Genomic DNA, 24,974 nt, shown 5'->3' on the forward strand with positions numbered 1-24,974 from the left:
CGCATGAATCCCCTTGACATCACCCGAGCTGCCATCGGCAACACCTTCCGCAGCAAAACTCGCACCGCCCTTACCGTCACGGCCATCTTCATCGGCGCCTTCACCCTCACCATCACCAGCGCCATCGGAACCGGCATCTCCACCTACATCGACAACCAGATCTCCTCCGTTGCGGCATCCGACGCGCTGTCGATCACAAAAGCTTCGGATGAGGCTCCCGGTTCGCAGTCGGGGCCGGCCCCATACGATCCGGAGTCCGCTGTGGTCGGCGGACGGTTCGAAGGTGACGGGTCGGAGTTCGCGAGCGGCATCATGACAGTTGCGGATGTGGACGCCGTTGCCGGTGTGGATGGCGTACTGGAAGTTCATCCGATCCTCCATCTCGCTCCGCTGTATATCGAGCACGACAGCACCGGCAAGTATGAGCTGGACATCAATCCCAGCATCCAGATGATCACTCCGGATCTGGCCGCAGGCTCCCCGATGCCCGAAGACGGCAATCATGTTCTGCTCACAACCGCTTACCTCGAGAGCCTCGGATTTGCCGACGCGAAGTCGGCCGTCGGGCAGCCCGTGAGCATTGGCATTGCCGACCACAGGGGCGAGATCCACGAATTCGAGGCAATCATCTCCGGCGTGCAGAACGAGACGCTGTTCGACAGTGGGATTGGGCTCAACCAAACGCTCTCCGACGCGCTGCGGGAGGCACAAGCCATCGGCAGTCCCGCGGATACCGAAGTCGGCTTCTTCTCCGCCACTGCGCGATTCGATCCGCGCATCGGCGAAGAAGCGGTCAGCGCGCTGAAAGCGGATCTGGCGGAACTCGGCTACGACGCTATGACGGCTGCCGACCAGATCGGCATCTTGCGGGCTGTCATCGGCGGCATCATCGGTGTGCTGAACGCCTTCGCCGTGATCGCGCTGATCGCAGCCGGGTTCGGCATCATCAACACGCTGCTGATGAGTGTGCAGGAGCGCACTCGCGAGATCGGGCTCATGAAAGCGATGGGGATGGGCGGCGGCCGGATTTACACGCTGTTCAGCGTTGAGGCGGTCTTCATCGGCTTCCTCGGCAGCGTGATCGGTGCACTCGGTGCGATGGGCGTCGGAGCCGTCGCGAACGTGATTCTCGCCGAAACGGTGATTGCCGACCTCGAGGGGCTCGAAGTACTGATCTTCGCACCCATCCCCATGCTCGCAGTCGTGCTCCTGGTGATGGGGATCGCCTTCCTGGCCGGAACGATCCCAGCCCGGCGCGCAGCGCGCCAGAACCCGATCACCGCGCTCAGGTACGAGTAGCTGTCATGAGAACGGCTGGCCATCGTCACGACACCCTCTATCGTCCCCGAGTTCCCTTCACCATCTGGCTGCTCCGCACGGGCTTCAAGCGATCAGCCGCGGTGCAGCGCTGACCGGAGACTGAAAGGACGAAAAACATGCGAACCGTGAAGCAAGCCAAGCGCACACAGCGCCGGACCAAACGCGATAGCCGGCCGACGCCCATCACCGCAGCGATGCAAGGCCGCCACCTCCGGCTGACCCTGACAGGAAGCGGTGAGTCGTTCCTGGTACCGCCGCTGCCGGCGAAGCGCGGGCAAGCGCTCGCGCGCACGCTTCTGCAACTCGGGAGCCACGACGAGCCGGGCAGACGGAGCCAGGTGTTCGCTGAGGCCCTTGGTCCAGGAAACTATGCACTCATCACTGGAGACCACGTTCAGGAGTTCGGTGAGCTCGGAAACTACGTGCACACCTGGTTGCCAGGCGCTCGCATGATCGAGCCCGCAGAGGCCGTGCCGGCCCCGGCTGCGGGAGAACGCATCCGCATCATCCCGGCGCCGTGGGACGGCCTCAACCTTCGGGAGGAGGAAGTGGAAGCTCTTGCCCTGGCGGCCTATCGCTGGCAGAGTCCAGCGGGCTGGCGTGGACTCGAACTGCTCCTGCGTGGCCAAGCGAGCCAAGAGGCGACCGCTATGGCCCCTCTGCTGCTCTTGGCTCCATAGAGTTTCGCGGGGCCGCGCTGCCTCAACACCGGACCGCCTCGTCGAGACCGACCAGCACACCAACGACAGGATCAACGACGCGCCAGCCACGATGCTGGTCACGCTCGTCTGGCGACCCGAAATAGCTGTCGTGCCCGGAGCGCGAGCTGGATGCCCTTGCGGCTGACCGAGGAGGACAGGTCCGTATCCGAAATCGCTTCGACGCTGTACCTGGCGTCGGGGACCGTCCGCAACTATCTGTCCTCAGCGATGCAGAAGAGGAGGCACTCACTCGCCTCACCTCGCGGCTCGCCACGCACGGGAACGCGGCTGGCTCTGAGAGCACGACTCTGCGCGGTCCTCCCCGTCCTTCGACCGCTCAAACAGCATCGACGAGCCGGCGTCTGTAGTGCCTACCGTTCGATCGCTATGGCGCATCAGCCGCCGAGGCGAGTCGCGACGGGAGGGCTGAGCTCGCCGAGCAGGACCTGCAGAGCGGCAACAGTCCCGGCCCTGCCGGCACCGGCCTCCAAGTAGCTGTCAACCGCCTTCAATCCCCCGACGCTCTGCCAGTAGAAAGCAGAAAGGCAGAGCGCTTCCACCTCCTCCGCGCGAAGACCGATGTCCTCCCAGGGTGAGGCGATCACGCGGAGACGCTGGCCAGGCGCAGCCGGCGGAATATCTCCCGGAGGTTCCACCATGAGAGTCTCCGACATCCACGTGCGGATGTAGCGGCCACCCTCATCGAACTCCTGAACGTGTTCGCCGGTGATCAGGGCGTAGTTCGCTGCTCCGATCGCCTCGGCGAACAACTCCTCCGAAGTGCTTGTCCCCGTGAACCCAGCCGCAAGCTCGATGAAGGACCACGTGAGTGCCCTTCCCCGCTTCGCGGACAACGGTTCGACGAGGAACACCTGATCGGCGCCCTCCACAACGAGTCGAAGGCGCCGATCGATCTCGACTGCTGACAACCACATCTCCGCGTAGCTCCGATCTGCCCTCAATGGACGAGCGCGTTCTGTCTCGGTACGTTTCAGCCCTCGGCGATTGCGTCCAGGACGCGGATTCTGGCCGCGTTTTCGGCCGGCCATATCCTCGCGGCCAGGCGGCAGCTACTGATCCGAGCGGGGCCCAGCGCCCGGTTGCAGGCGCCGAGGTCTGCGGACCAGGAGAAGGTAGAAGACGGCGCCTCCCACGACCATGCTCAGGAACGCGTACACGGGGTCGAGACCGACGACCTCCCAGATCCCGACCGTCGCGAGCGAGCCGCTTGCCTGCGTGACGATCAGTGCTGCGAACAGATTGTTGGCTGCGTGTGCGCCGAGCACCAGCTCGAGTCCGCCGTCATGGATCGTGATGACGGTGAAGAGGGCGCCGACGGTGAAGTAGAACGCGATGACGATCGGGTTGGTCGCAACTTCAGGGTTGAGCAGGTGCGGGAGGGTGAAGAGGACTCCGCCGACGATCGACTGGATCCAGGTTCGACGGAGGAACAATCCGGCGGTCTGCAGCAGGTAGCCGCGAAACAGCACCTCCTCCGAGGTCGTCTGGATCGTGGTGAGCACCAGGATGAGCGGAAGCGTCATGAGCCATCCGGCCGGGTCGAAGACCAGGCGGAAATCGGTCGGGTCGATGAGCGCGGCGATCAGGGCAGACGCCACATACACCCCGAAGTACACGGCGAAGCCGAGCAGGATGCGCCTGAACCGTACCTTCGGGAAAGCGGTGAAGAGGGTGCGCAACGGTCGCCGGTGAATGAACCGCACGGCGACCAGCACGGAGATCAGAAGGAACGGGAACGAGATGTTCTGGACCAGGTAGCCACTCGCTGTCCGGGTGACGCCGGCGGGGGCGTTCGGGTCCAGCGCATCGGGAAGCAGGGCCACCGTGACCATTGCAGCGGCGGCTCCGACGACGACGAATCCGAACAGGATGGTGACCGCCGCTGCGAGGTGCCGCTTCCAAGACGTTCGTCCCTTCCGCGCCAGCTGGGTGAAATCCTCGGGAGAAGCCGAGGACCGTGGGGAACGAGCCGGGTTCTGCTGGTCGGATTTGTGAGTTGTCAATGGTTGTCTCCTGTCTTGGATTCGGATCTCGGATCGGTTTCGCCGCTGCGGGGGTCGCGGTCAGGGATGTAATGCTTGGAGGGGCTGAGGGCGACGCCAGCCAGAGCTGCCGGCCGGAGGAACAGCGTCACGACCGCTCCCCCGTCTCATAGCCGCGGCGTGCGCGGCGAAGCGCTTTGCGCAGCCGCGTCCGAGGGTTTGCGATCATCCAGGTGGCGATTCCTGCCCCGGCGCCCAGCAGGACGATCGCAGCGGTCAGCACGACGAGCCTTCCCGGGAAGGCTGCACTGGCAGTCACGTCGCGGACCGGGTACTCGATGTACTTGGCCAGCGTTCGCGCAGTCGCCGCGTCGGTCGTGTCCGCAAGGTCTCTCAGGAATGGGGCGAACGACGACTCGGACGCGGAGGGGTGCTTGGACACGAACACCGGGATCGAGTTGGCCTCGATCCAAACCTTGAGGGGCGCGAGGGACGGCGTGTCCTCGCCCGGGACGACGACCCGATCCGGGTGCGCTTCGAGGTCGGCGGGTGTCGCTGCAAGCAGGGTCAGCCCGTTGTGCGTCTCGACAACCGGTGCCGTGCTGATCGGCACGAGCTTCGTCGCGAATGAACTGCCGGAGTAGACCTCGAACGCGGCTGCGATGTCGATCTCGTCGGATGCCTCGGTGATCGCGACGGCATACGTGGGCTTGAACCATGGCACGGCAGCGCCGAGCAGATACGGGTAGTCCTCCGGGCCGATGGTGTTGACCGGGATGGTCGTGTCGTCGAAGTCCTGCCACTCGTGCGCTCCCACCTCCTGGCCGATGCGTTCCGCCTCCGCACGGCCGGCGAATCGCTCGACGAGATGCAGCGAGGCCGCGATGCCGGAGGTGACGCCGGCTGTGGTCGTGATCCGACCGTCGTCCACATAGCGGTGGCCCCGGACCCAGGTCGTTTCCGGATGATTGCTGCTCAGGCTCCCGAGCTCTGCGAAGTGCGAAGTGGCGGTCCTCCCCTCCAGCACTCCCGCAGCAGCCAGGACCTGCGCCCCTGCGCATACCCCGAGAATCGTCGCGCCGGCCGAGTGCGCCTCCTGGATCCACTTCCGCACCGGCGCGTTGGCGGCGCCGGCCGGGTCGGCGAAGGCAGGGACCACCACGATGTCGGGCTCTGGCGCCCTGTTGGATCGAAGGTCGGCGATTGAGTAGTCGGGAACTGCGGTGAGGCCACCGGAGAGGCCGACGGGCGCGCCGTCGCTGGAAACCGTGAACACGTTGAACTTCTCGGACTTGGCGAAGACGCCGTATGGCGCAAGCGCATCGGCGACCACCGAGCCGCCCACCCCGAACGCGACCGCCACCTGAAGTTTGTCGCCACTGTCCGGCCGGGCATCCGCGGGGGGCAGCTGGAGATCAGCGGCCGCCCGGGTGGCGAAGCTCTGCGCCATGGTCTGTAGGACGCCGAGCCCGATCACCGAGCCGACGACGATCGCTCCGACCAGAACCCCTGCGGCGACGCTGAGCAACGCACTCAGCCGTACCCGCGGAGCCCCCGGGGGCGGGCCGGACTTTCTGGTGGACCTGAGATTGACGCGGCTTCGGTCGTTGGACACGACACTCCATTCGTTGGTGGGGATGGGGAGGGGACGTTGCTTCAGTTGGTCAGCAGCTGGTGGGCCGCGAGCGAGCGGTAGAGCGCTGTGGTGTCGAGGAGTTGCTCGTGCGTGCCGATGCCCACCACTCGTCCGCGGTCGAGCACGATGATCTGGTCGGCGTCGACAACGGTGGCCAGACGGTGGGCGATCACGAGAAGCGTTCGGCCTTCAGCGACAGCGTCGATCGCTTGCCGCATCCGTTGCTCGCTGAGACCGTCGAGGTTGGAGCTCGATTCATCGAGGAGGAGGATGGGAGGTGAGGCGAGCAGGCACCGCGCGATCGCCAGCCGTTGCCGTTCTCCGCCGGACAGCAGCACTCCCCCGTCGACGACCTGCGCGTCGAGCCGCTCGGGATCACGCTCGAGCACGTCGTTCAGGTTCACGGAGGCGAGTGCGTCGACGCACTCCTCGTCGGTGGCGGTCGGGTTCCCGAGCAGCAGGTTGTCACGGAGCGTTCCGGCAAGCACCGGTGCGTCCTGTTCGACGTAGCCGAGTTTCTCCCGCAGCTGTTCCCGTCCGAGACTCCGGATGTCCACACCGCCGACTCGCACCGCGCCTTCCGACGGATCGTAGAAGCGCTCGAGCAACGAGAAGACGGTCGACTTCCCCGCACCGGACGGTCCGACGATCGCGGTCCGCTTGCCCGCCGGCGCGGAGAACGTGAGCCCGTGCAGCACCTCCCGTGTCTGCAGGTCCCCTACCTCCGAGTCCGGAACTGACCCGTCGTTCTCGTCGCTGGTCTTCCCGGCGCTCAAAATCTCGGGGGCCGACGTGTACGCGAAGGTCACGTTCTCGAACTCGACGCTGAGGCCCTGGTGCCGGCTTACGGGATCCGGCGTCATTCCCGGGAGAACGGCGGGCGCCGCAACGTCGAGGTCGGTCTCGCTCGGGAGGTCGAGCACCTCGTGAATGCGACCGAGCGCACCGAAGGCCTCGTTGAGCGCGGTGATCGCGCTGAAGAGTTGGACAAGCGGAAGCAGCATCAGGAAGAGGAAGAGCACGAAGGCCACGAGGTCGGCGACGGCGATCGCTCCGCTCGCCACGCGGTAGCCGCCGACGCCGAGGATCACGAGGATCGAGACCTGGAGAGCGATCCCGCCGACCGGGACGACCAGCGCGGAGATCTTCGCCACCTTGACCCCGACCCGCCAAGCGGCTCTCGCGCGCCCGTCGATCTCGGACAGTTCCCGGTCCGTTGCGTTGGCGGCTCGGATCGTCCGGATCGCGCGGATCGCCCGTTCGAGGGCGGACGTGAGGGCGCCGACCTCGACCTGTGCCTGCTCGATAGCCGGCCGGATGCGGGCGGACAGGACGATCACGATCACGCCGGAGATTGCGACGACGGCCGCCGTCAGCCCGAGCAGGACCGGGTCGAGAATGAGCATGGCGATGAACGCGCCGAGCACGGTGATGGCGGCGCCGACCGACTCGACGACGCCCTGGCTCAAGACTCCTCGAAGCAGGGTGGTGTCGGAGCTGACGCGAGCGATTAGGTCACCGGTGCGGCGCCGGTCGAACTCGCTCACCGGCAGCCGCAGGAGCTTGGATGCGAGCCTCCGCCTCGCGGTCAGCACGACCCCTTCTCCGGCGCGCTGGAGCAGGTAGGCCTGCACTCCAGCCGCGGATCCCGCCGCCACCACCAGTCCGGTTAGCAACCAGACGAGCGATCCCGGCTCCCCGCTCGCCTGTACTGCCGAGATCAGCGCGCTGACGAGCAGGGGCTGGGTGAGGGATGCTGCCGCGCCGAGCAGGCTGAGCAGCACCGCCGCGAGAAGCGCCTTCCAGTGCGATGAGATGTAGGGGGTGAGGTGTGACAGCTTCGGCCGTGGACGGGCGGGCAGCTCCTCGATCCGGTCAGACACGGGGCTCCCAACGCAGCAGCGCACGGCCGGCCAGGACCGCGACGACGGCCCAGATGAGGCTCGGCGCAAGCATGCCGGCGAGGCCATCCAGCTCTCCGCCGTTCCAGGCGAGCATTGTCAGCTCGGCGACCGCGCCACCCGGCAGTGCGAGCTTCAGCCAGGAGAGCCACTCGAAGTCGGTGGTGACCACCAAGAACGCCGCCCCGATGGCGGTGAACAGGAGCGGCAGTGTCGTCACCTGCGCGTGTTCCGGCGAGTTCGTCGCGCCGGCGGTGGCGAGCGCTAACCCGGCGAACATGAGCTGCGCGCTGACCACGGCGACGCCCAGCAGCCATGGATGCGTCGGCGGCGAGGCCAGGAACCCCAGCGCGGCGAGGACGACGGTGACCTGCGCTGTGCTGAGAAGCACGACGGGCAGCACGAGGCCAGCGAGGATGCCGCCGTCGCGAACGGCTCCGCTGCGGAGCCGCTTGAGGAAGAGCGTCTGCCGGCGAGCCGCAAGTGTGGTGGTGCCGGTCAAGTAGACCCCCATTGCGCTCATGATCACGACCTGCAGCACGGCGATCACGCCTGTGGCGTCGCCTGAGGGTTCGTTGAGCAGCAGCACCGCGCCGAGTGCGAGCGGTGTGACGATTCCCAGGAGGGCGACGAGGCGGTTGCGCAGCAGCATGCGGAATTCGGCCGCGGCGATGGAGAGCATTGTGTTCCTTTCCGGCCGGGTGATCAGGAGTTCGTGAGTGCTCGGAAGACGTCGTCGAGCGTCGATGTGCTGGTGCTGAGCCGCTCGAGACGGTGGCCCCCCAGGTCGGCCCAGCGGAGCAGGATCGCCATGTCGCGTTGCACGTCGGTCGTCTCGATCCGGGAGAGGCCGTTGACCGTCGACGTGACCGGAAGTGGGAGCGAGACGCCTCGTGGGGCGAGGAACTCGATCCGGGAGGAGAGGCCGGCGAGGAGCTCGGTCACCGTTCCTTCCCGGCGCAGCTCGCCCCTGTGCAGGAACCCGATTCGGTCGGCGTGAAGTTGCGCCTCCTCGAGGTAGTGCGTGGTGAGCATCACAGTGGCACCGTCTCGGCGCAGTTCCGCGACCGCATCCCAGAGGTCTTCGCGTGCGCTCAGGTCGAGCCCGGTGGTCGGTTCGTCGAGGAACACCAGATCGGGCCTTCCCCAGATGGCCATGCCGAACTCCAGCCTGCGCTTCTCGCCTCCGGACAGCTGACCGACCCGCACATCGCTCTTCGCGTGCAGACGCACCCGCTGGACGATCCTCCGGACGTCGTCGTCGCGGCCGGACAGTCTGCCCGCGAGGCCGAGCGTCTCAACGACGGTGAGGTCGGCGGCGAAGCCGGTTTCCTGCAGCATGATGCCCACCCGGGGTCGCACGCCTCTCCGGTCGAGCGGGCTGCGGCCCAAGACGGCGACGCGGCCGGACGTCGGTGAGCGATGCCCCTCCAGGCATTCCAGGGCCGTCGTCTTCCCCGCACCGTTGGTGCCGAGCAATGCGTACAGCTCGCCCTGACCCACGTGCAGAGTGAGGTTCCGCAGCGCCGAGAACCTCCCGTATGAGTAGGAGAGCGCCTCGACGCTCACGATTTGCGTCGACGCGGCTTCGGCCCGATTGCTTGCCATGCCTCAACCCTGATAACGCCGATGGACCGGCTGTAGTGCCGCGAAGCACGACCCGCGCGTGACATTTGTCACGTATCAGCGTTCATTCCCCGGTGGAGTCCGCACACCCGGGCTGACCGGCGCTATCGTGAGCCGTGGCCACCGAAAACCCGGCCAGAACGGCCGACGGGGAACGCGCACTCCGGCGGATGCGCTATTACACGACGTTCTCAGGATGCATTCTCGCCGGTGGGGCGGCAGGCCTGGCCGCGCTCGGCAATCTCTCCCCCATCACGCTCATCGGCACCCTGATATCCGGGGCCCTGGCCACCTGGTTCGCCGCGCACTGGGAGCGGCGACCTCCGGTGGCGCTGACCGCCGCAACGCTGTTGCTCTCCTTCGCCAACTGGCTGGCGACACTGGTGCTCTTCGAGTCGCCGATGAACGCCGTACCCCTGGCCGTGACGATCACGCTGCTGGTCTCGCAGGCGAGGCACCTGCTTCGGGCGGCCGCCGCTGGACTCCTCTTGATGCTGCCGCCCGTGGGCGTCGCGGCCGCCGTGGCTCCTTCTCTCAACTGGTCGGACCATGTGCTCATGGCGGTGGTGACGTACGGGATCTGGCTCGTCGGATTCCTGCTGAACAGGTACGTCTGGAACCTCACCGTCGAGATCGATGCGGCGCGCCGCGCGAGCGCTGATCTGGCGATCGCGCAGGAGCGCTACCGGTTCGCGGCGGATCTCCACGACATCCAAGGCCATACCCTGCATGTGACTCAGCTCAAGCTGAAGCTCGCACGCCGGTTGCTGGACAAGGATCCGGACGGCGCTCGGGTGCAGCTTGAGGAGGCACAGGAGCTGATCGCGGAGACATTGGCGAATACCAGGAGCCTGGCGTTCGGGGATCGCACCGTCAGTTTCGCCAGTGAGCTGGCGAATGCGGAGGCGCTTTTCAGCGCCGCCGGCATCGACTGCTCGGTGATCCCGGATCACGCCGACAGTCCCGATGACGAGCTCTTCGGGCTGGTCATGCGCGAGGCGACGACGAACATCCTCCGTCACAGCCAAGCAAGGTCCGTCACCGTGTCGGTGACGCCGACCCGACTGACGGTCACGAACGACGGGGCTTCAGGCCCACCTGGTTCCTTGAGCGGGCTCGCGCGTCTCGCGAACCGTTTCCAGGCGGCAGGCGGCGTGCTGCGCACCTTCTCGAACGACGGAACGTTCGTGACCGAGGCGGAGAAGCGATGATCCGAGTCCTCATCGCAGACGACGAGAAGCTGCTGCGGTCGGCCCTCGCGGCTCTGCTCAACCTTGAAGACGCCATCACCGTCGTCGCTCAGGCAGACAACGGCCCAGAGGCGGTCGCGCTTGCGGCATGTCACCAGCCCGATGTGGTGCTGCTCGACCTCGAGATGCCGGGACAAGACGGGGTGGAGGCCGCCGGCGAGATCCTCCGGCAGCGGCCGGATCAGGCTGTAATCCTGCTCACACGCCACGGCCGCCCCGGCGTGTTGCGCCGTGCCCTCCGTGCCGGGATACGCGGGTTCCTCAATAAGTCCATCGATCCCGAGGCGCTCGCCCGGGTCATCGCGCTGGTCCACGCTGGGCAGCGCTACATCGACGCAGAGATCTCGACCGCTGCGATGATCGACGACTGCCCGCTCACGGAGCGGGAGCTCGACGTGTTACGGCTGACCCAGAGCGGGAAATCCGTAAGCGAGATCGCGTCCGAGCTGTACCTCGCCGCCGGAACGGTGCGCAACTACCTGTCCTCGGCGATGCAGAAGACCGGCACGCACTCCCGCCACCTCGCTGCGCGGTACGCCGTCGAGCGCGACTGGCTCTGAGCCCGGGTCGGTTTCCACGCTTTCGGGCACGCCACGCGGCAGTGGCGTGCCGTCACCGCTCACTCCTCGGCGCCGGAAACGTCCCACTCACCGAACTGAACGAATCCCGCCGCCCTCGCCAATGCGACGGAGGGCGCGTTGTCGATCTGGCAGCGGTACTGCGGTTCGTAGCCCATCTCGATGGCACGAGCGCTCATGGCACGCACCGTGACCCTCCCCAGCCCGCGCCCGCGGTAACCGGGCAGAGTGATCACGCCGAGGTCCGCGAGGGGGGTGTCGCGCCACGGATACATACTCGCCGCAGCAGCCAGCCGCCCGTCGACGAACGTCCCGAACACCAGCCAGTGGTCGAGTTCGACGAACGCGTCGTCCAGATCCGCCTCGGGCGCTTCGCGAGCGAAACGGGCGAACGCCTCCGCGTCGTCCGTTGTCAGCTGCCGCGTCCCGTCGGGAACCGGCTCGGCTTGGACGACACCCTGCTCCGCGGCCGGAAGGTAGTAGACGTAGTCGGGACCGTTGAACGTGATGCCGGCCCCCCTGATCCGATCAGCCAGCTGCTCTGCACTCACAGAGCCGGTCGAGGACAGCGACAGCTGCTGAGCCCGCGCTGGAGTGAGGGTGACCACGTTGGGGCCGTTCACGACTCTCAGAAGCGTCATGGAACGGTCGCCCTCGAGTGACGGGTCGACGACGACCTGGAACTCCCCTTCGGCACGGTGGCCCACCAGTTCGGGAATCCAGTGCTCAAGCACAACGGAGGAGAACACGACTGGAGTACTGGCCATCACACGCTCGATTCCTGTACGCGCCGCCGTTTCGTCGGCGCTCTCGTTATTCGTCAATCCACAGTGGCGGCGGCGAAGCAGCGACTGTAGTGCCGTTGGACACCATCCGGCCATGACACTTGTCACGCTTCACGCAAGTCCACTGGGGTAGTCAACCTGCGACTTCTGCGCCGGGATTCGCGTCGGCGTCGCGCTCTTGTCCCAGCGCATCGAGGACGAGGTCCAGCTCGAACTCGAACTTTGCCGAAGCGGTATTCGGAGCGCAGCACATGCTCCGCCTGGAACGCGTGGAGGCCGGGCACCCGTTCGGACGGAGGTGGCGCCGTCATTGGCGAGAGAGAACCCGGCGTGATGGCGCAGCGTCGCCTAGCCGGATGTCGCGGCTGAGTCCATCACCCCGTTGGCCCATGCGTGCTTCTTTGGCATGCCACGGAGCAAGAGGAATTCCTTGCGAAGGACCGTCTCCCACTCGTCAATGTGCGACGGCAGCACCACCTCGCGGAACACGGCGTCGATCATCCCGAAGAGTCGTACGCGGGGACAGATCCTGGCCTTGACCGGCCTTCATTGCTGGGGTACCAGGACTCGAACCTAGAACAACTGAACCAGAATCAGCCGTGTTGCCAATTACACCATACCCCAAGGGGTTCGACGGGCCGCTGGGCGGCTCCCGAATCGCCTGGACAAGCATACGGCATCCGTGCGGGCTTCCCCGCCCGCGCGGCTGGCACCGCGTCAGCGTAGGGCTGGGTTGTCGAGGCCGAGCAGCATCCGGTTGATCGCGCTGCCCGCTTTCGCGCCGGCCCCGGCGGCGACGATGAGCTGCTGCGGTCCCGGCGGGGTGGAGTCGCCGACCGCGAACACTCCCGGCAGATTCGTGCGCCCCTCAGAGTCGACGACGAGAAGGCCTGCGTCGTCGCGCTTCAGCTTGAGCGGGTGCGCGTAGTCGATCGCGGGAACCCAGACCGGGCGCACGAAGGCGCCGCTCCGGGGCACCACCTCCCCGTCGGCGAGCCGGATGCCGGTGAGGCCCGAGCGGTCACCCTCGACGTCGGCGAGCGGCCGGCGTTCGACCCGCACGCCTCGTTTCGCGAGCTGGTCCTCCTCGTCGGCGGTCACCGCACTGGATCCGTTGGTGAAGACGATCAGGTCGTCGGTCCACTGGGTGAGCAGAACCGCGCGCTCGGCGAGATCCGCGGATTCCCCGATCAGGGCCAGCGGTTCATCACGCTTCTCGTATGCGTCGCACTCGATGCAGCTGTGGATGCTGGTGCCGTAGAACGCGCGCAGCGTCGGCAACTCCGGCAGCACCTCGGTGAGTCCAGTGGCGATCACGACGATCCGCGCCCGTCCCTGAACCGCGCCGGTCCGGGACATGGCAGCCAGCGTGAACCGGTCGCGGCCCCGCCGCACGGACTCCACTACGGCTTGGGTGAAGGTCACCTGCGGATACTGCGCCAGCTCCTCACGGCCGAGCTTCCGAAGCTCCAGTGGCGAGATGCCGTCCCTCGTGAGGAATCCGTGTGAGGCGAGCGTCGCGGCGTTCCGCGGGCGGTTGCTGTCCACCACCAGCACCGAGCGTCGCGCGCGGGCGAGGACCAACGCCGCACTGAGACCGGCCGGTCCCGCCCCGACCACGGCGACATCGACGTCGATCTCGTCGGCCGGGTCGGTCGTCGCCATCTCGTCCCTGTCTGTGTGCGTATGGGCGCGCGGAAGTGTGTGGCCGGGGCTGCGGATCCGTCTACTCCGCTGGCTTGTCTCGGAACCGTGCCGGGTTCGACAGGGTGCCGATTCCGGAGATCGTGATGTCGACGGTGGATCCGTCGGTGAACCCGCCGAGCCCGGCGGGCGTTCCGGTCAGGATGAGGTCGCCGGGCAGCAGGGTCCAGACGCCGGAGATGAACTCGATCAGCTCCGGCACCTTGTGCAGCATGTCGGCGGTGTTCCCGGCGCGGCGAGGCTCGCCGTCGACGTAGGTCTGGATCTCCTGGTTCGACGGATCCAGCTCCGTCTCGATGAACGGGCCGATCGGGCAGAACGTGTCGTATCCCTTCGCCCTCGCCCATTGCCCGTCGGCGAACATCTGGTCGCGGGCGGAGACGTCGTTGGCGATCGTGTAGCCGAAGACGTAATCGGCGTAGTCAGCCGCCTTCACCTGTTTCGCGATGCGGCCGATCACGACGGCGAGCTCGCCCTCGTGCACGATTCGCCCCTCGACCGGTGGGATCTGGATGCTCTCGCCCGGCCCGATGATGGCGGTGTTCGGCTTCAGGAAGATCAGCGGGGTGCTGGGGCCCTCGTAGGCGAGCTCCGCCCGGTGCTCCGGGTAGTTCATGCCGACGCAGACGACCTTCGACCGCGGGATGACCGGGGCCAGCAGCCGCGCCGACTCCAGCGGCACCCGCTCCCCCGTGGTGTCGAATCCGCTGTACATCGGGTCGCCCGAAAGCACGACCAGCTCGTCCCCGTCGACGATGCCGTACCGCGGGTCGCCGCCCGTCGAGAATCTCGCGATCTTCACTGTTCGAACCTTACCCGAGCCGTCCTGACCGCCCGGGGTCAGGCGTCCAGCCGGGTGAGCCAGCCGTGCCGGTCCGGCAGGCGGCCGTACTGGATGTCGGTCAGCTCCGAACGCAGCGACATCGTCAGCTCACCGGCCGGCGCATCCGCATCGCCGATCGTGAAGTCGGCGGCCTTCAGCTGGGCGATCGGGGTGATCACCGCCGCGGTGCCGCACGCGAACACCTCGACGATGTCGCCGGATGCGACCCCGTCGCGCCACTCGTCGATGCTGACGCGGCGCTCCTGCACGTCATGGCCGCGGTCGCGGGCGAGCTGCAGAACGGATGCCAGTGTGATGCCCTCGAGGATGCTGTCGGAGGCTGGTGTGACGACGCGGCCGTCCTTGTAGACGAGCACCACGTTCATGCCGCCGAGCTCCTCGAGGTACTTGCCCTCCACCGAGTCGAGGAACAGCACCTGTGCACAGCCCTGCTCGTACGCCTCGGCCTGCGCGACGAGCGAGGCGGCGTAGTTGCCGCCCGTCTTCGCGGCGCCGGTGCCGCCCTTGCCGGCGCGGGAGTAGGAGGTCGAGAGCCAGATCGACACCGGTGCGACGCCGCTCGGGAAGTAGGCGCCCGCCGGGCTGCCGATGACGTAGTAGTTGACCTTCTCGGCCGGGCGGACGCCGAGGAACGCCTCCTTGGCGAACATGAACGGCCGCAGGTACAGGCTCGTCTCCGGCGCGGACGGCACCCAGTCGCCGTCGATCGCTATGAGCTGCCGCAGCGACTCGAGAAAGTACTCGACCGGCAGTTCCGGCATGGCGAGCCGGCGCGCGGAGCGCTGCATCCGGAGCCCGTTCTGCTCGGCGCGGAAGGTCCAGATCGAGCCGTCCTCGTGCCGGTACGCCTTCAGCCCCTCGAACACCTCCTGCGCGTAGTGCAGCACCGCGGCCGCCGGGTCGAGGGCGATGGGTCCGTACGGCTGCACGCGAGGGCGGTGCCACCCGCCTCGGGCGGACCAGCAGATGTCGACCATGTGGTCGGTGAAGTGCTTGCCGAAACCAGGGTCGGCGAGGATCGCGTCCCGCTCCTCGGTGCTCTTCGCGTTCGGGTTCGGTGTCACGGCGAACTGCAGCGGCTGTGTCGCCATGGGAAGCGTGATGGCCATCGGAATTCCTTCAGGTGTTCGTTAGCGGTGCGCGAGCTCTGCGATCGCGTCGCCGACCTCGGTGGTGGACCGGGCGGCCGAGCCGCGCGACTCGAGATCGGCGGCCACGGCGGCGTTCACCCGGTCGCGTTCCTCGGGCAGTCCGAGGAAGTCGAGCAGCAGCGCGGTCGAGAGGATCGCAGCGGTCGGATCGGCGAGGTTGCGTCCCGCGATGTCGGGCGCCGATCCGTGGACCGGCTCGAACATGCTCGGGAAGGCGCCGTCGGGATTGATGTTGCCCGAGGCCGCCAGGCCGATGCCGCCGCCGATTGCGGCGGCCAGATCGGTGAGGATGTCGCCGAAGAGGTTGTCCGTGACGATCGTGTCGAATCTAGCAGGATCCGTCACGAGGAAGATGGTGGCGGCATCGACGTGCAGGTAGTCGACGCTCACATCGGGATGCTCGGCCGCGACCTCGTCCACGATGCGCTGCCACAGTCCCCCGGCGTGGGTCAGCACGTTGGTCTTGTGCACGAGCGTCAGCCGGCCCCGGCGGGAGGCGGCGGTCCTGAACGCGAACCGCACCACTCGCTCGACGCCGAATGCGGTGTTGACGCTCACCTCGTTGGCGATCTCCTGCGGGGTGCCGCGGCGGAGCGTGCCGCCGTTGCCGACATACGGGCCCTCGGTTCCCTCGCGGACGACCACGAAGTCCACGTCCCCGGGCGCCTTCAGTGGTGACGGCACGCTGGGGAACAACCGCGTCGGGCGAAGGTTGACGTAGTGGTCCAGGGCGAACCGCAGCCGCAGCAACAGGCCGCGTTCGATGATCCCGCCGGCGAGCCGGGGGTCGCGCGGGTCGCCGCCCACGGCGCCGAGGAGGATCGCGTCGTGGCGGCTCAGGCTCGCCAGGTCCGCGTCCGTCAGCACCTCACCGGTTCCGAGGTAGTGGCCTGCCCCGAACGGGTACGTGGTGGTGTCGAGCCTCACCGCCCCGGCCGTGGCGGCGCGCAGCACCTTCAGCGCTTCCGCGATCACCTCGGGGCCGATCCCGTCACCCGGGACGACGGCGAGCGACACGGTGCGTTCCACGTGGGTTCTCCTGCTTCTCCTCGGCCCCGGGCGAACTATCAGCGCGCTCTCAGATAAGGCGGAGAACGGCGGAAATCCGCGCCTGCACGGGGTGGATCAACCCTACCGCGGTCGCGCAGTGTCGCCCGAGCACTGTTTTCCTGACCGCTGACTGGATACTCTCTGAATTAGAAGCAGGCGGCCGATGATGTCCGCCCTTCGGACCGAAAGGACACAACCGTGAGCATCGGACTTGGAATCTTCCTGTTCGTCGTCGGGGCGATCCTGACCTTCGCCCTCAACCTCGAGAGCGAATACGTCAACATCGATCTGGTCGGCTACATCCTCATGGGTGCCGGTCTCGTCACCGTGATCATCGGCATCGCACTGCTGGCACGGCGCCGCCAGTCCGTCAGCACCACCCGCTCGGCGGTCGACCCGGCGAGCGGGGAGCGTGTCACGCAGCGCTCGACGGACAGCGACCCGCTGGTCTAGGCCACACGGCGAAACGCCCCGGCGCCCGAACGGTCGCCGGGGCTTCCCCTGCCGTTCGGCCAAAACGTCAGTCGGTGATGTCGATCTCGCGCATGAGCTTCGCGTCGATGGCAACACGCACCGTCTCGAGCAGTCCCTCGGGGACCGGCGAGTCGACGGTCAGCACGCTGAGCGCCGGTCCGCCGGCGGTGCGCCGCGCGATCTGCATGCCGGCGATGTTGATCGCTGCATCGCCGAACTCCTTGCCGTACACCGCGACGATCCCCGGGCGGTCGGTATAGAGCATGACGATGTGGTGCTTCGCGATCGGCACCTCGACGTCGTAGCCGTTGATCTCGACGATCTTCTCGATCTGCTTCGGACCGGTGAGGGTACCCGACACGGAGAGCTGCGTGCCGTCCGTCAGTGCACCGCGGATGGTGAGCACGTTCCGGTATTCGTCGCTCTCCTTATCCGTGATCAGCCGCACGGGAACGCCGCGCTGCTCCGCGAGGAGCGGCGCGTTCACGTAGCTGACCTGCTCGCTCACGATGGGCGAGAAGATCCCCTTCAGCGCCGCGAGCTTCAGCACGCTGACGTCGTAGTCCGCCAGCTCGCCGCGGATCTCGACGTCGATGCCGGCCAGGGAGCTGACGGCGAGGCCGGAGAACACCTGCCCCAGCTTCTCCATCAGCGGGATGCCGGGCCGCACATACGGGTCGATGACGCCGCCTGCGACATTGACGGCATCCGGCACGAGCTCGCCGCCGAGCGCAAGGCGCACGCTGCGGGCGACCGAGACTCCGGCCTTCTCCTGCGCCTCGTCGGTCGAGGCGCCGAGGTGCGGGGTCAGGATGATGTTGTCGAGCTCCAGCAGCGGCGATCCGGTCGGCGGCTCTGAGACGAACACGTCGAGGCCGGCACCCGCGATCCGCTTCGACTTCAATGCCGCGTAGAGGGCGTCCTCGTCGATGATCCCCCCGCGGCTGGCGTTGACGATGCGCAAGGACGGCTTCGCCTTCGCGAACTCGTCGGCGCTGATCAGCCCGGTGGTCTCCGGCGTCTTGGGGATGTGGATGGTGATGAAGTCGGCCTGCTCGACCAGCTCATCGAGCGAGACGAGGGCGATGCCGAGCTGCTGCGCGCGGGCCGGCGTGACGTACGGGTCGTACGCGATCAGCGTGGCGCCGAATCCGGCGAGCCGCTGCGCGACGAGCGTGCCGATGCGGCCGAGCCCGACGATGCCGATGGTCTTCTCGAACAGCTCGACGCCGGTGAAGCGCGACCGTTTCCACTCCCCCGCCTTGGCGGACGCGTTGGCATCCGGGATGTACCGGGCGAGCGCCAGCAGGTGTCCGATGGCGAGTTCCGCTGCGCTGACCACGTTCGAGGTGGGCGCGTTCACCACCATCACGCCGGCCGAGGTGGCGGCGGGCACGTCCACGTTGTCGAGGCCGACACCGGCGCGGGCGACGACCTTCAGCTTCGTTCCGGCCGCGATCGCCTCCGCATCCACGTGGGTCGCCGAACGGATCAGGATCGCGTCCGCCTCCGGCAGCGCCGAGAGCAGTGCGGTCCGGTCGGTGCCGTCCACCTTCCGCACATCGAAGTCGGGCCCGAGTGCTTCGACCGTTGCGGGAGAGAGTTCTTCGGCGATGAGCACGACGGGCTTGGCCACGGAGGAGATCCTTCACGTTGAGGGCACGGAGCACCCTCACTTTAGTGCAGGCCGGAAAGCCGTCCCGACCGGGTGACGGTCGATGACGTCGAGCGCTCCGGGCGGGACTGACGCCCAGCGTGCCGACGGGAGAATGAACGGATGACCGCCGACGGACTGCAGGACCTGCTGCGTTGGCTGCTGGCCGCGGTGTTCGCCGGCATGGGGATTCTGCATTTCATGCCGGCCGTCGTCCGCACGATGGCGGCGATGATCCCGCCGGTGCTGCGCCGGCCCGGTCTGCCGAGCCCGCGCGCACTCGTCTACGTCACTGGGCTCTGCGAGATCGCGGGCGGGGTCGGCCTGCTCATCCCCGGGGTGCGGCTGGCGGCCGGCTTCGCACTCATCGTCTTCCTCGTCGCGGTGTTCCCCGCCAACGCGCATGCCGCGGCGCACCCGGAGCGGTTCGGCCGGGTCGCGGTGCCGTTCTGGCCGCGCTTCGCAGGCCAGCTGGCGCTCGTCGGGCTCGTCGGCGTCGCGCTCGTCTAGCGGGCGATCGGGTCGCCGATGACGTTGATGAAATCCGGCGCGGCGACAAGGGTCAGGGTCAGGGCGCTCAGCAGGCACAGTCCCGCGGCGAGCAGCAGCGCCAGCATCCCCGTGGAGCGGCGCGCGCCGAGGAGCAGCGCCACGCCGTAGCAGACCGGGGCGGCCAGGATGTTGAGCACCAGCACGACCCAGCCGGACGTGTTGATCCTGAGCCCGTACAGGTTCGCGACCGTGGTCGGGAACTGCACCGCCGTGCCGATGGCCTGCCAGAGGTAGTACGCGTAGATCAAGCCGAACCCCACCATCACCACGGTGCGCAGGGTCTGTGCGGTGCCGGCCGAACGGGGCCGGCGTGCCGTGTCGCTCATCCGAGACTCCCGGTGATCAATGGCCACGGCGCGACGAGCAGCATCCCGAGCACCAGCCAGACGATCCGCTGCCACGGCGGCCGTCCGCGGGTCAGCCAGAAGGCGATCCCGAACCACATGCCGGGACTCGCGATGGCGAGGAGAGTCGAGACCCGCTGCATGAATCCGCCGAGCGGGTCGTCCGTGGTCGGCTCGTAGCGGAGAGCCGTGGCGATCCAGCCGATGGTCATCAGCAGGAAGATGCCGCCGAAGGCGCCGTAGATGATGAGCAGGGCCGAGCCGGACGCGGCGCCACCGCCCCGCTTCCCGCGGGCAGGGACGGTCGACCCAGCGGGCACAAGCCGTTCGGTCGGATCGTCGCCGTCCCAGCGCAGCGCCTCCTCATCGGCCGGGTGCCCCAGCCGCACCGTGGAGTCGTCGGCGTCCGCGTCGGGGACGACCGGGTCGAACCGGCGGGTCGCGTCGGGCTTGGCGGCATCGGCCGACGCGTCGCGCTTCGGGTCAGCGGGCGTCGCGCCCGGGTTCGGCTCCTCTGGTTCGGTGGCCATGGCAGCTCAGCCGGCGAGCCGGCGCTCGAACACCTCGACGACGGAGGGGAACAGCGGATGGTCGGCGCCCAGACCCGTGATCTCGGCGGTGAGGTCGGCGGCCGGCCGGCCGCTGGACAGCAGCTTCTGCAGCTGCGCGCTCTCCGCATCCTCGGGGACGTCGAAGGCGAGCGCCGCGCCGACCGCGGCCAGCAGGTGCTCCGCCGCGTGCCCGCGCTCGGCCAGCTGCGCGGCCGGCCCGATGAAGCGCTCGTGCCGGCTGAGCTTGCGCAGCGGGCCGCGGCCGACCCGCTCGCAGGTGTCGCGGAGATTCGGGTCGCTGACGCGGTTGAGCGTCTTCTCGATGTAGGCCTGCTGCTCCTCGGCTGAGAAGCCGTGCTTCTCGACGAGGAGCTGCTTCGTCTCCCCGAGGACGGCGCGGACCTCCGCCTCGAGCTCCGGCTCGGCGAGCGCCTCCCGGATCGTCTCGAGACCTCGTTCGGCGCCGGAATAGGCGGTGGCTGCGTGCCCGGTGTTCACCGTGAAGAGCTTCCGCTCGATGAACGGCGTCAGGTCGTCGACCCAGGTGACGCCGACGATGTCGGGCACGTTCCCGTCGAAGGGTGTGCGGTCGACCACCCACTCGAAGAAGGACTCGATCGTCACATCGAGGGTCCCGGCGGCCTGCTCTGGGACGATGCGGTCGATGGCGCAGTTCGCGAAGACCGCGTTCCCGGCCGATGCGTGCGTGCGGACCTCGTCCGCGAGCATGTCGGAGCCGCCGATGGCGTTCTCGCAGGCGAGAACGGCGAGCCGGTCCGCTGAACCGGATCTCGCCTGCAGCCCATTCGCGATCACCGGCGCGACGGCTGCGAGGATGCGCGCGCCCACCGCGGTGGTGACGAGGTCCGCCTTCGCGATCTCGGCGACCACATCCGCCTCGTCGGTGCCCGAGTTGATGGCCCTGTACCCGTCGACGACATGCGTCTTCGCGTCCTCGCCGACCTCGCGCACCTGGTAGCTCGGCTGCCGCTGCAACGCACCGATCAGCTCCTCGCTGACGTCGGCGAACACCACCTCGTATCCGCTGGCGTGCAGGAACTGGGCGACGAACCCGCGGCCGATGTTGCCCGCCCCGAAGTGCACCGCAGTCTTCGCCATGAAGCGATCCTACGGTCGGCGCACACTCGGCGAGCCGGACGGGAGAGGCTGGTCAGCCAGTTCCAGGGCGATCGATGGCGAGCGCACGGCCGTGTCTTCGCATCGCATGGGAGATACGGATCGCCGGGACCTTCGACTCAAGCGAGATCACCGCGTTGCGGGCGTACTTCCCCATCACGAGCATGGTGCAGCAGCTGCGGGACGCCGCCCGCATCGCTGCCGCCTGAGCATCCGCTCGGGTCGTGGCGGGAAAAGCGACGTCGGGGCGGGGAACGTTCCTCCCGCCCCGACGTCAGAGCTTCAGCTGTGACCGGTGTCGGCTCAGCGCTCGGCCGAACCCTCCGTGTAGTCCTCGTCGGTCTGCTTCCAGGCGAACAGGGCACGGAGCTGGCGCCCGGTGGCTTCGATCGGGTGCGCCTGGGCCTGCTCACGCAGCTGCTTGAACTCAGGGGCCCCCGCGTCCTGGTCGGCGATGAAGCGTTCCGCGAACGCGCCCGACTGGATGTCGGCGAGCACTGCCTTCATGTTGTCCTTGACGCGCTCGTCGATGACCCGCGGGCCGGAGACGTAGTCGCCGTATTCGGCGGTGTCGGAGACGCTCCAGCGCTGCTTCGCGATGCCGCCCTCCCACATCAGGTCGACGATGAGCTTCAGCTCGTGCAGCACCTCGAAGTAGGCGATCTCCGGCTGGTAGCCCGCCTCGGTCAGCACCTCGAAGCCGTACTGCACCAGGTGCGACGTGCCCCCGCAGAGCACGGCCTGCTCGCCGAACAGGTCGGTCTCGGTCTCCTCGGTGAAGGTGGTCTTGATGCCGCCGGCGCGGAGGCCGCCGATGCCCTTCGAGTAGGACCAGGCGAGGTCCCAGGCCGAGCCGGTCGCGTCACGCTCCACCGCGGCGATGACGGGAACGCCGCGTCCCGCCTCGTACTCGCGACGGACGGTGTGGCCGGGACCCTTGGGGGCGACGAGGATCACGTCGACGCCCTCGGGCGCCTGGATGTAGCCGAAGCGGATGTTGAAGCCGTGACCGAAGACGAGGGCGTTGCCGTCGGAGAGGTTGTCGCGGATGTCATCGGCGTAGAGGCCCCGCTGGTGCTGGTCGGGCGCGAGGATCACGACGACGTCGGCCCACGCGGCGGCCTCGGCGGCCGGCAGCACCGTGAAGCCCGCCTCCTCTGCCTTCGGCTTCGACTTGGAGTCCGGCTTCAGGCCGACGACGACCTCGACACCGGAGTCGCGGAGGTTCAGCGCGTGCGCGTGGCCCTGCGAGCCGTAGCCGATGACGGCGACCTTCTTGCCCTGGATCAGGCTGAGGTCGGCGTCCTTGTCGTAGAAGATTTCAGTTGCCACGGGTGTTGCTCTCCTTGGTGTTGGGGATCTTGGTCTAGCTCTTGAAGACGCGCTCGGTGATGCTCTTCGGTCCGCGCCCGATGGCGAGCAGGCCCGATTGCGCGAGCTCGCGGATGCCGTAGGGCTCGATCACCTTGAGGAACGCGGTGATCTTGCCCGAGTCGCCGGTGACCTCGATGACGAGGGCATCAGTCGCCACGTCCACGACCCGCGCGCGGAACAGGTTCACCGCCTCGAGGACGGCGGACCGGCTCGAGTTGTCGACCCGCACCTTCACCAGCAGGTGCTCGCGCTGCACCGACTGGCCCGGGTCCAGCTCAACGATCTTGATGACGTTGACCAGCTTGTTCAGCTGCTTCGTCACCTGCTCGAGCGGCAGGTCCTCCACGTCGACCACCACGGTGATCCGCGAGAGCCCGTCCACCTCCGTGGGTCCGACGGCGAGGGAGTTGATGTTGAACCCGCGGCGGGCGAACAGTCCCGCGACGCGGGTCAGCAGGCCGGGCTTGTCCTCGACGAGGAGGCTCAGGACATGAGTCGACAAGGTCACTCCTCTTCCCATTCGGGCGCGTGCTGCCGGGCGTACTGCACCGACGAGTTCCCGACGCCCTGCGGCACCATCGGCCACACCATCGCGTCACGGCTGACGACGAAGTCGATCACGACCGGCCGGTCGTTGGTTGCGATCGCCAGCTCGATGGCCTTGTCGATCTCCTCCTCCTTCGTCACCCGGATGCCGAGCGCGCCGTACGCCTCGGCGAGCTTCACGAAGTCGGGGATCATCACCGTCTCGGCGCCGGTGTTGAGGTCGGTGAACGAGTGGCGGCCGTCGTAGAAGAGGGTCTGCCACTGACGCACCATGCCGAGCGAGGAGTTGTTGATGATCGCGACCTTGATCGGGATCTTGTTGATCGTGCAGGTGGCGAGCTCCTGATTCGTCATCTGGAAGCAGCCGTCCCCGTCGATCGCCCAGACCAGCCGCTCCGGCTCGGCGACCTTCGCACCCATTGCGGCGGGCACGGCGTAGCCCATGGTGCCGGCGCCGCCGGAGTTCAGCCAGGCGTGCGGCCGCTCGTAGCCGATGAACTGCGCGGCCCACATCTGATGCTGCCCGACGCCCGCGGCGTAAATCGCCTCGGGACCGCTCAGCTTGCCGATCCGCTCGATCACCTGCTGCGGGGAGAGCAGCCCGTCGTCCGTCGGCGCGTAGCCGAGCGGGTATTGCTTGCGCAGCGTGTCGAGGCGGTCCCACCAGTCCGACAGGTCGGGTCCGCCGTCGCGCGCCGCCTCCGAGAACGCGGGGATGAGGTCGGTGAGCACATCCCGTGCGTCGCCGACGATGGGCACATCCGCGAACCGGATCTTGCCGATCTCCGCGGGGTCGATGTCGACGTGCACGACCTTGGCGTTCGGCGCGAACTCGCTCGTCTTGCCGGTGACGCGGTCGTCGAAGCGGGCGCCGAGGGAGAGAATGAGGTCGCTCTCCTGCAGGGCGAGCACCGCGGGCACGGTGCCGTGCATGCCCGGCATCCCCAGGTGCTGCTTGTGGGAGTCGGGGAACGCGCCGCGCGCCATCAGCGTGGTGACGACGGGCGCCCCGGTCTTCTCCGCGAGCGTCAGCAGCTCCTTGTGCGCGCCGGAGCGGATGACGCCGCCGCCGACGTACAGCACCGGTCTCTTCGACTGCACCAGCAGCTGCGCGGCCGCAGTGATCTGCTTGCCGTGCGCCTTGGTGACGGGGCGGTAGCCGGGAAGCTCCACCTTCGACGGCCACACGAACGGCGCCCTGTTCTGCTGCGCGTCCTTGGTGACGTCGACGAGCACCGGACCGGGGCGTCCGGTGGAGGCGATCTGGTAGGCGGCGGCGAGTGTCGCCGGCACCTCTTCCGGCTTCGTGACGAGGAAGGAGTGCTTGGTGATCGGCATGGTGATGCCGACGATGTCGACCTCCTGGAACGCGTCCGTTCCCATCACGGTGGAGAACACCTGGCCGGTGATCACGAGCAGCGGAACGGAGTCCATGTGCGCGTCGGCGATCGCCGTGACCAGGTTCGTGGCGCCCGGGCCGGAGGTCGCGATCGCGACGCCGACCTTGCCGGAGGCTGCGGCGTAGCCCTCGGCCGCGTGCCCGGCGCCCTGCTCGTGCCGGACGAGGACGTGGCGGATGGTGGTCGATGCCATCAGCTCGTCGTAGAACGGCATGATGGCTCCGCCCGGGATGCCGAAGACGTCGGAGACGCCGAGCTTCTCGAGGCTGCGAAGGATGGCTCCGGATCCCGTGAGGATCTCGGGGCCGCTGGGTGCCGGAGTGGGCGCCGCCGGCTCCGGCCGGGGGGCTGTGCTGGGTGTCGCTGGAAGAGTCATGGCAGAACTGGTCCTTG

The 24,974-nt window shown here is 67.8% G+C and carries 26 protein-coding genes and 1 tRNA gene; 7 read left to right on the forward strand and 20 right to left on the reverse strand.

Annotation, left to right across the window (positions count from 1 at the left end; genetic code table 11):
* Nucleotides 1-3: 3 nt before the first annotated feature.
* Together ACFFGH_RS25995 and ACFFGH_RS26000 are read left to right on the forward strand one after the other, a co-directional pair.
* Nucleotides 4-1,299, forward strand: a complete 1,296-nt coding sequence (locus ACFFGH_RS25995) for an ABC transporter permease (protein ID WP_386673787.1) — start codon at nucleotides 4-6, stop codon at nucleotides 1,297-1,299.
* A gap of 137 nt (nucleotides 1,300-1,436) precedes the next feature.
* Nucleotides 1,437-2,000, forward strand: a complete 564-nt coding sequence (locus ACFFGH_RS26000) for a hypothetical protein (RefSeq protein ID WP_386673789.1) — start codon at nucleotides 1,437-1,439, stop codon at nucleotides 1,998-2,000.
* 416 nt (nucleotides 2,001-2,416) lie between these two features.
* Here the strand turns inward: ACFFGH_RS26000 and ACFFGH_RS26005 are convergent, their stop codons facing one another.
* The 6 genes from ACFFGH_RS26005 to ACFFGH_RS26030 form a co-directional block, all read right to left on the reverse strand.
* Nucleotides 2,417-2,893 (reverse strand): hypothetical protein, encoded by a 477-nt coding sequence (locus ACFFGH_RS26005; protein WP_386673791.1) that lies wholly within the window; start codon nucleotides 2,891-2,893, stop codon nucleotides 2,417-2,419.
* Nucleotides 2,894-3,091: 198 nt separating this feature from the next.
* Nucleotides 3,092-4,045: a CPBP family intramembrane glutamic endopeptidase gene (locus tag ACFFGH_RS26010; RefSeq protein ID WP_386673793.1), complete on the reverse strand. Its 954-nt coding sequence runs from the start codon at nucleotides 4,043-4,045 to the stop codon at nucleotides 3,092-3,094.
* A 127-nt stretch (nucleotides 4,046-4,172) separates the two neighbouring features.
* Complete coding sequence (locus tag ACFFGH_RS26015) at nucleotides 4,173-5,552, reverse strand: DJ-1/PfpI family protein (protein WP_386673795.1); 1,380 nt, start codon at nucleotides 5,550-5,552, stop codon at nucleotides 4,173-4,175.
* 128 nt (nucleotides 5,553-5,680) lie between these two features.
* Complete coding sequence (locus ACFFGH_RS26020; RefSeq protein WP_386673797.1) at nucleotides 5,681-7,543, reverse strand: ABC transporter ATP-binding protein; 1,863 nt, start codon at nucleotides 7,541-7,543, stop codon at nucleotides 5,681-5,683.
* Nucleotides 7,536-8,243: an ABC transporter permease gene (locus ACFFGH_RS26025; protein ID WP_386673799.1), complete on the reverse strand. Its 708-nt coding sequence runs from the start codon at nucleotides 8,241-8,243 to the stop codon at nucleotides 7,536-7,538. Before ACFFGH_RS26025 ends, ACFFGH_RS26020 begins: the two co-directional genes overlap by 8 nt.
* 23 nt (nucleotides 8,244-8,266) lie before the next feature.
* A complete protein-coding gene (locus tag ACFFGH_RS26030; RefSeq protein WP_386673801.1) occupies nucleotides 8,267-9,169 on the reverse strand; it encodes an ABC transporter ATP-binding protein in 903 nt (300 codons plus the stop codon).
* Nucleotides 9,170-9,303: 134 nt separating this feature from the next.
* Here ACFFGH_RS26030 and ACFFGH_RS26035 point away from each other — a divergent pair, with 134 nt between their 5' ends.
* Complete coding sequence (locus ACFFGH_RS26035; protein ID WP_386673803.1) at nucleotides 9,304-10,398, forward strand: sensor histidine kinase; 1,095 nt, start codon at nucleotides 9,304-9,306, stop codon at nucleotides 10,396-10,398.
* Nucleotides 10,395-10,997, forward strand: a complete 603-nt coding sequence (locus tag ACFFGH_RS26040; RefSeq protein WP_386673806.1) for a response regulator — start codon at nucleotides 10,395-10,397, stop codon at nucleotides 10,995-10,997. Before ACFFGH_RS26035 ends, ACFFGH_RS26040 begins: the two co-directional genes overlap by 4 nt.
* Nucleotides 10,998-11,056: 59 nt before the next feature.
* On the opposite strand, the gene ACFFGH_RS26045 is transcribed toward ACFFGH_RS26040, so the two are convergent.
* The 7 genes from ACFFGH_RS26045 to ACFFGH_RS26075 form a co-directional block, all read right to left on the reverse strand.
* Complete coding sequence (locus ACFFGH_RS26045; RefSeq protein WP_386673808.1) at nucleotides 11,057-11,782, reverse strand: GNAT family N-acetyltransferase; 726 nt, start codon at nucleotides 11,780-11,782, stop codon at nucleotides 11,057-11,059.
* 366 nt (nucleotides 11,783-12,148) lie between these two features.
* Complete coding sequence (locus tag ACFFGH_RS26050) at nucleotides 12,149-12,301, reverse strand: hypothetical protein (protein WP_386673810.1); 153 nt, start codon at nucleotides 12,299-12,301, stop codon at nucleotides 12,149-12,151.
* Nucleotides 12,302-12,352: 51 nt separating this feature from the next.
* A tRNA-Gln gene (locus ACFFGH_RS26055) sits at nucleotides 12,353-12,424 on the reverse strand.
* 93 nt (nucleotides 12,425-12,517) lie between these two features.
* Nucleotides 12,518-13,465 (reverse strand): NAD(P)/FAD-dependent oxidoreductase, encoded by a 948-nt coding sequence (locus tag ACFFGH_RS26060; protein ID WP_386673812.1) that lies wholly within the window; start codon nucleotides 13,463-13,465, stop codon nucleotides 12,518-12,520.
* Between the two features lie 61 nt (nucleotides 13,466-13,526).
* Entirely contained in the window at nucleotides 13,527-14,306 is a 780-nt protein-coding gene (locus ACFFGH_RS26065) for a fumarylacetoacetate hydrolase family protein (RefSeq protein WP_386673814.1), read from the reverse strand.
* A 38-nt stretch (nucleotides 14,307-14,344) separates the two neighbouring features.
* Entirely contained in the window at nucleotides 14,345-15,439 is a 1,095-nt protein-coding gene (locus tag ACFFGH_RS26070; RefSeq protein WP_386673974.1) for a branched-chain amino acid aminotransferase, read from the reverse strand.
* 39 nt (nucleotides 15,440-15,478) lie between these two features.
* On the reverse strand, nucleotides 15,479-16,528 hold the full coding sequence (locus tag ACFFGH_RS26075) for a 3-isopropylmalate dehydrogenase (protein WP_386673816.1): 1,050 nt from the start codon (nucleotides 16,526-16,528) through the stop codon (nucleotides 15,479-15,481).
* A 219-nt stretch (nucleotides 16,529-16,747) separates the two neighbouring features.
* Here ACFFGH_RS26075 and ACFFGH_RS26080 point away from each other — a divergent pair, with 219 nt between their 5' ends.
* Entirely contained in the window at nucleotides 16,748-17,002 is a 255-nt protein-coding gene (locus ACFFGH_RS26080) for a DUF6458 family protein (RefSeq protein WP_386673818.1), read from the forward strand.
* 67 nt (nucleotides 17,003-17,069) lie between these two features.
* Here ACFFGH_RS26080 and serA read toward each other — a convergent pair whose 3' ends face one another.
* A complete protein-coding gene (gene serA, locus ACFFGH_RS26085) occupies nucleotides 17,070-18,659 on the reverse strand; it encodes a phosphoglycerate dehydrogenase (RefSeq protein ID WP_386673820.1) in 1,590 nt (529 codons plus the stop codon).
* Between the two features lie 141 nt (nucleotides 18,660-18,800).
* On the opposite strand from serA, the gene ACFFGH_RS26090 reads away from it, so the two are divergent.
* Complete coding sequence (locus ACFFGH_RS26090; RefSeq protein ID WP_386673822.1) at nucleotides 18,801-19,187, forward strand: DoxX family protein; 387 nt, start codon at nucleotides 18,801-18,803, stop codon at nucleotides 19,185-19,187.
* On the opposite strand, the gene ACFFGH_RS26095 is transcribed toward ACFFGH_RS26090, so the two are convergent.
* From ACFFGH_RS26095 to ACFFGH_RS26105, 3 genes are read right to left on the reverse strand one after another with little or no spacing between them, the layout of a single operon-like run.
* The gene (locus ACFFGH_RS26095; protein WP_386673824.1) at nucleotides 19,184-19,555 is read right to left on the reverse strand and encodes a hypothetical protein; all 372 of its coding nucleotides are present in this window, start codon (nucleotides 19,553-19,555) and stop codon (nucleotides 19,184-19,186) included. The genes ACFFGH_RS26090 and ACFFGH_RS26095 overlap by 4 nt on opposite strands.
* Entirely contained in the window at nucleotides 19,552-20,103 is a 552-nt protein-coding gene (locus ACFFGH_RS26100; protein ID WP_386673826.1) for a hypothetical protein, read from the reverse strand. Before ACFFGH_RS26100 ends, ACFFGH_RS26095 begins: the two co-directional genes overlap by 4 nt.
* 6 nt (nucleotides 20,104-20,109) lie before the next feature.
* Entirely contained in the window at nucleotides 20,110-21,243 is a 1,134-nt protein-coding gene (locus ACFFGH_RS26105) for a mannitol-1-phosphate 5-dehydrogenase (RefSeq protein ID WP_386673828.1), read from the reverse strand.
* Nucleotides 21,244-21,317: 74 nt separating this feature from the next.
* Here ACFFGH_RS26105 and ACFFGH_RS26110 point away from each other — a divergent pair, with 74 nt between their 5' ends.
* Complete coding sequence (locus ACFFGH_RS26110) at nucleotides 21,318-21,470, forward strand: hypothetical protein (protein ID WP_386673830.1); 153 nt, start codon at nucleotides 21,318-21,320, stop codon at nucleotides 21,468-21,470.
* Nucleotides 21,471-21,564: 94 nt separating this feature from the next.
* On the opposite strand, the gene ilvC is transcribed toward ACFFGH_RS26110, so the two are convergent.
* Genes ilvC through ACFFGH_RS26125 form a run of 3 tightly spaced genes read right to left on the reverse strand, consistent with a single transcriptional unit; the run spans nucleotide 21,565 to nucleotide 24,957 of the window.
* Nucleotides 21,565-22,593, reverse strand: coding sequence for a ketol-acid reductoisomerase (gene ilvC, locus ACFFGH_RS26115; protein ID WP_386673832.1), 1,029 nt, complete (start codon nucleotides 22,591-22,593; stop codon nucleotides 21,565-21,567).
* 34 nt (nucleotides 22,594-22,627) lie between these two features.
* Nucleotides 22,628-23,137 carry an acetolactate synthase small subunit gene (gene ilvN, locus ACFFGH_RS26120; RefSeq protein WP_386673834.1) on the reverse strand — a complete coding sequence of 170 codons (510 nt, stop codon included), beginning with the start codon at nucleotides 23,135-23,137 and terminating at the stop codon, nucleotides 22,628-22,630.
* Nucleotides 23,138-23,139: 2 nt separating this feature from the next.
* The gene (locus tag ACFFGH_RS26125; RefSeq protein ID WP_386673836.1) at nucleotides 23,140-24,957 is read right to left on the reverse strand and encodes an acetolactate synthase large subunit; all 1,818 of its coding nucleotides are present in this window, start codon (nucleotides 24,955-24,957) and stop codon (nucleotides 23,140-23,142) included.
* Nucleotides 24,958-24,974 lie beyond the last annotated feature (17 nt).

This window comes from Lysobacter korlensis, assembly GCF_042434515.1.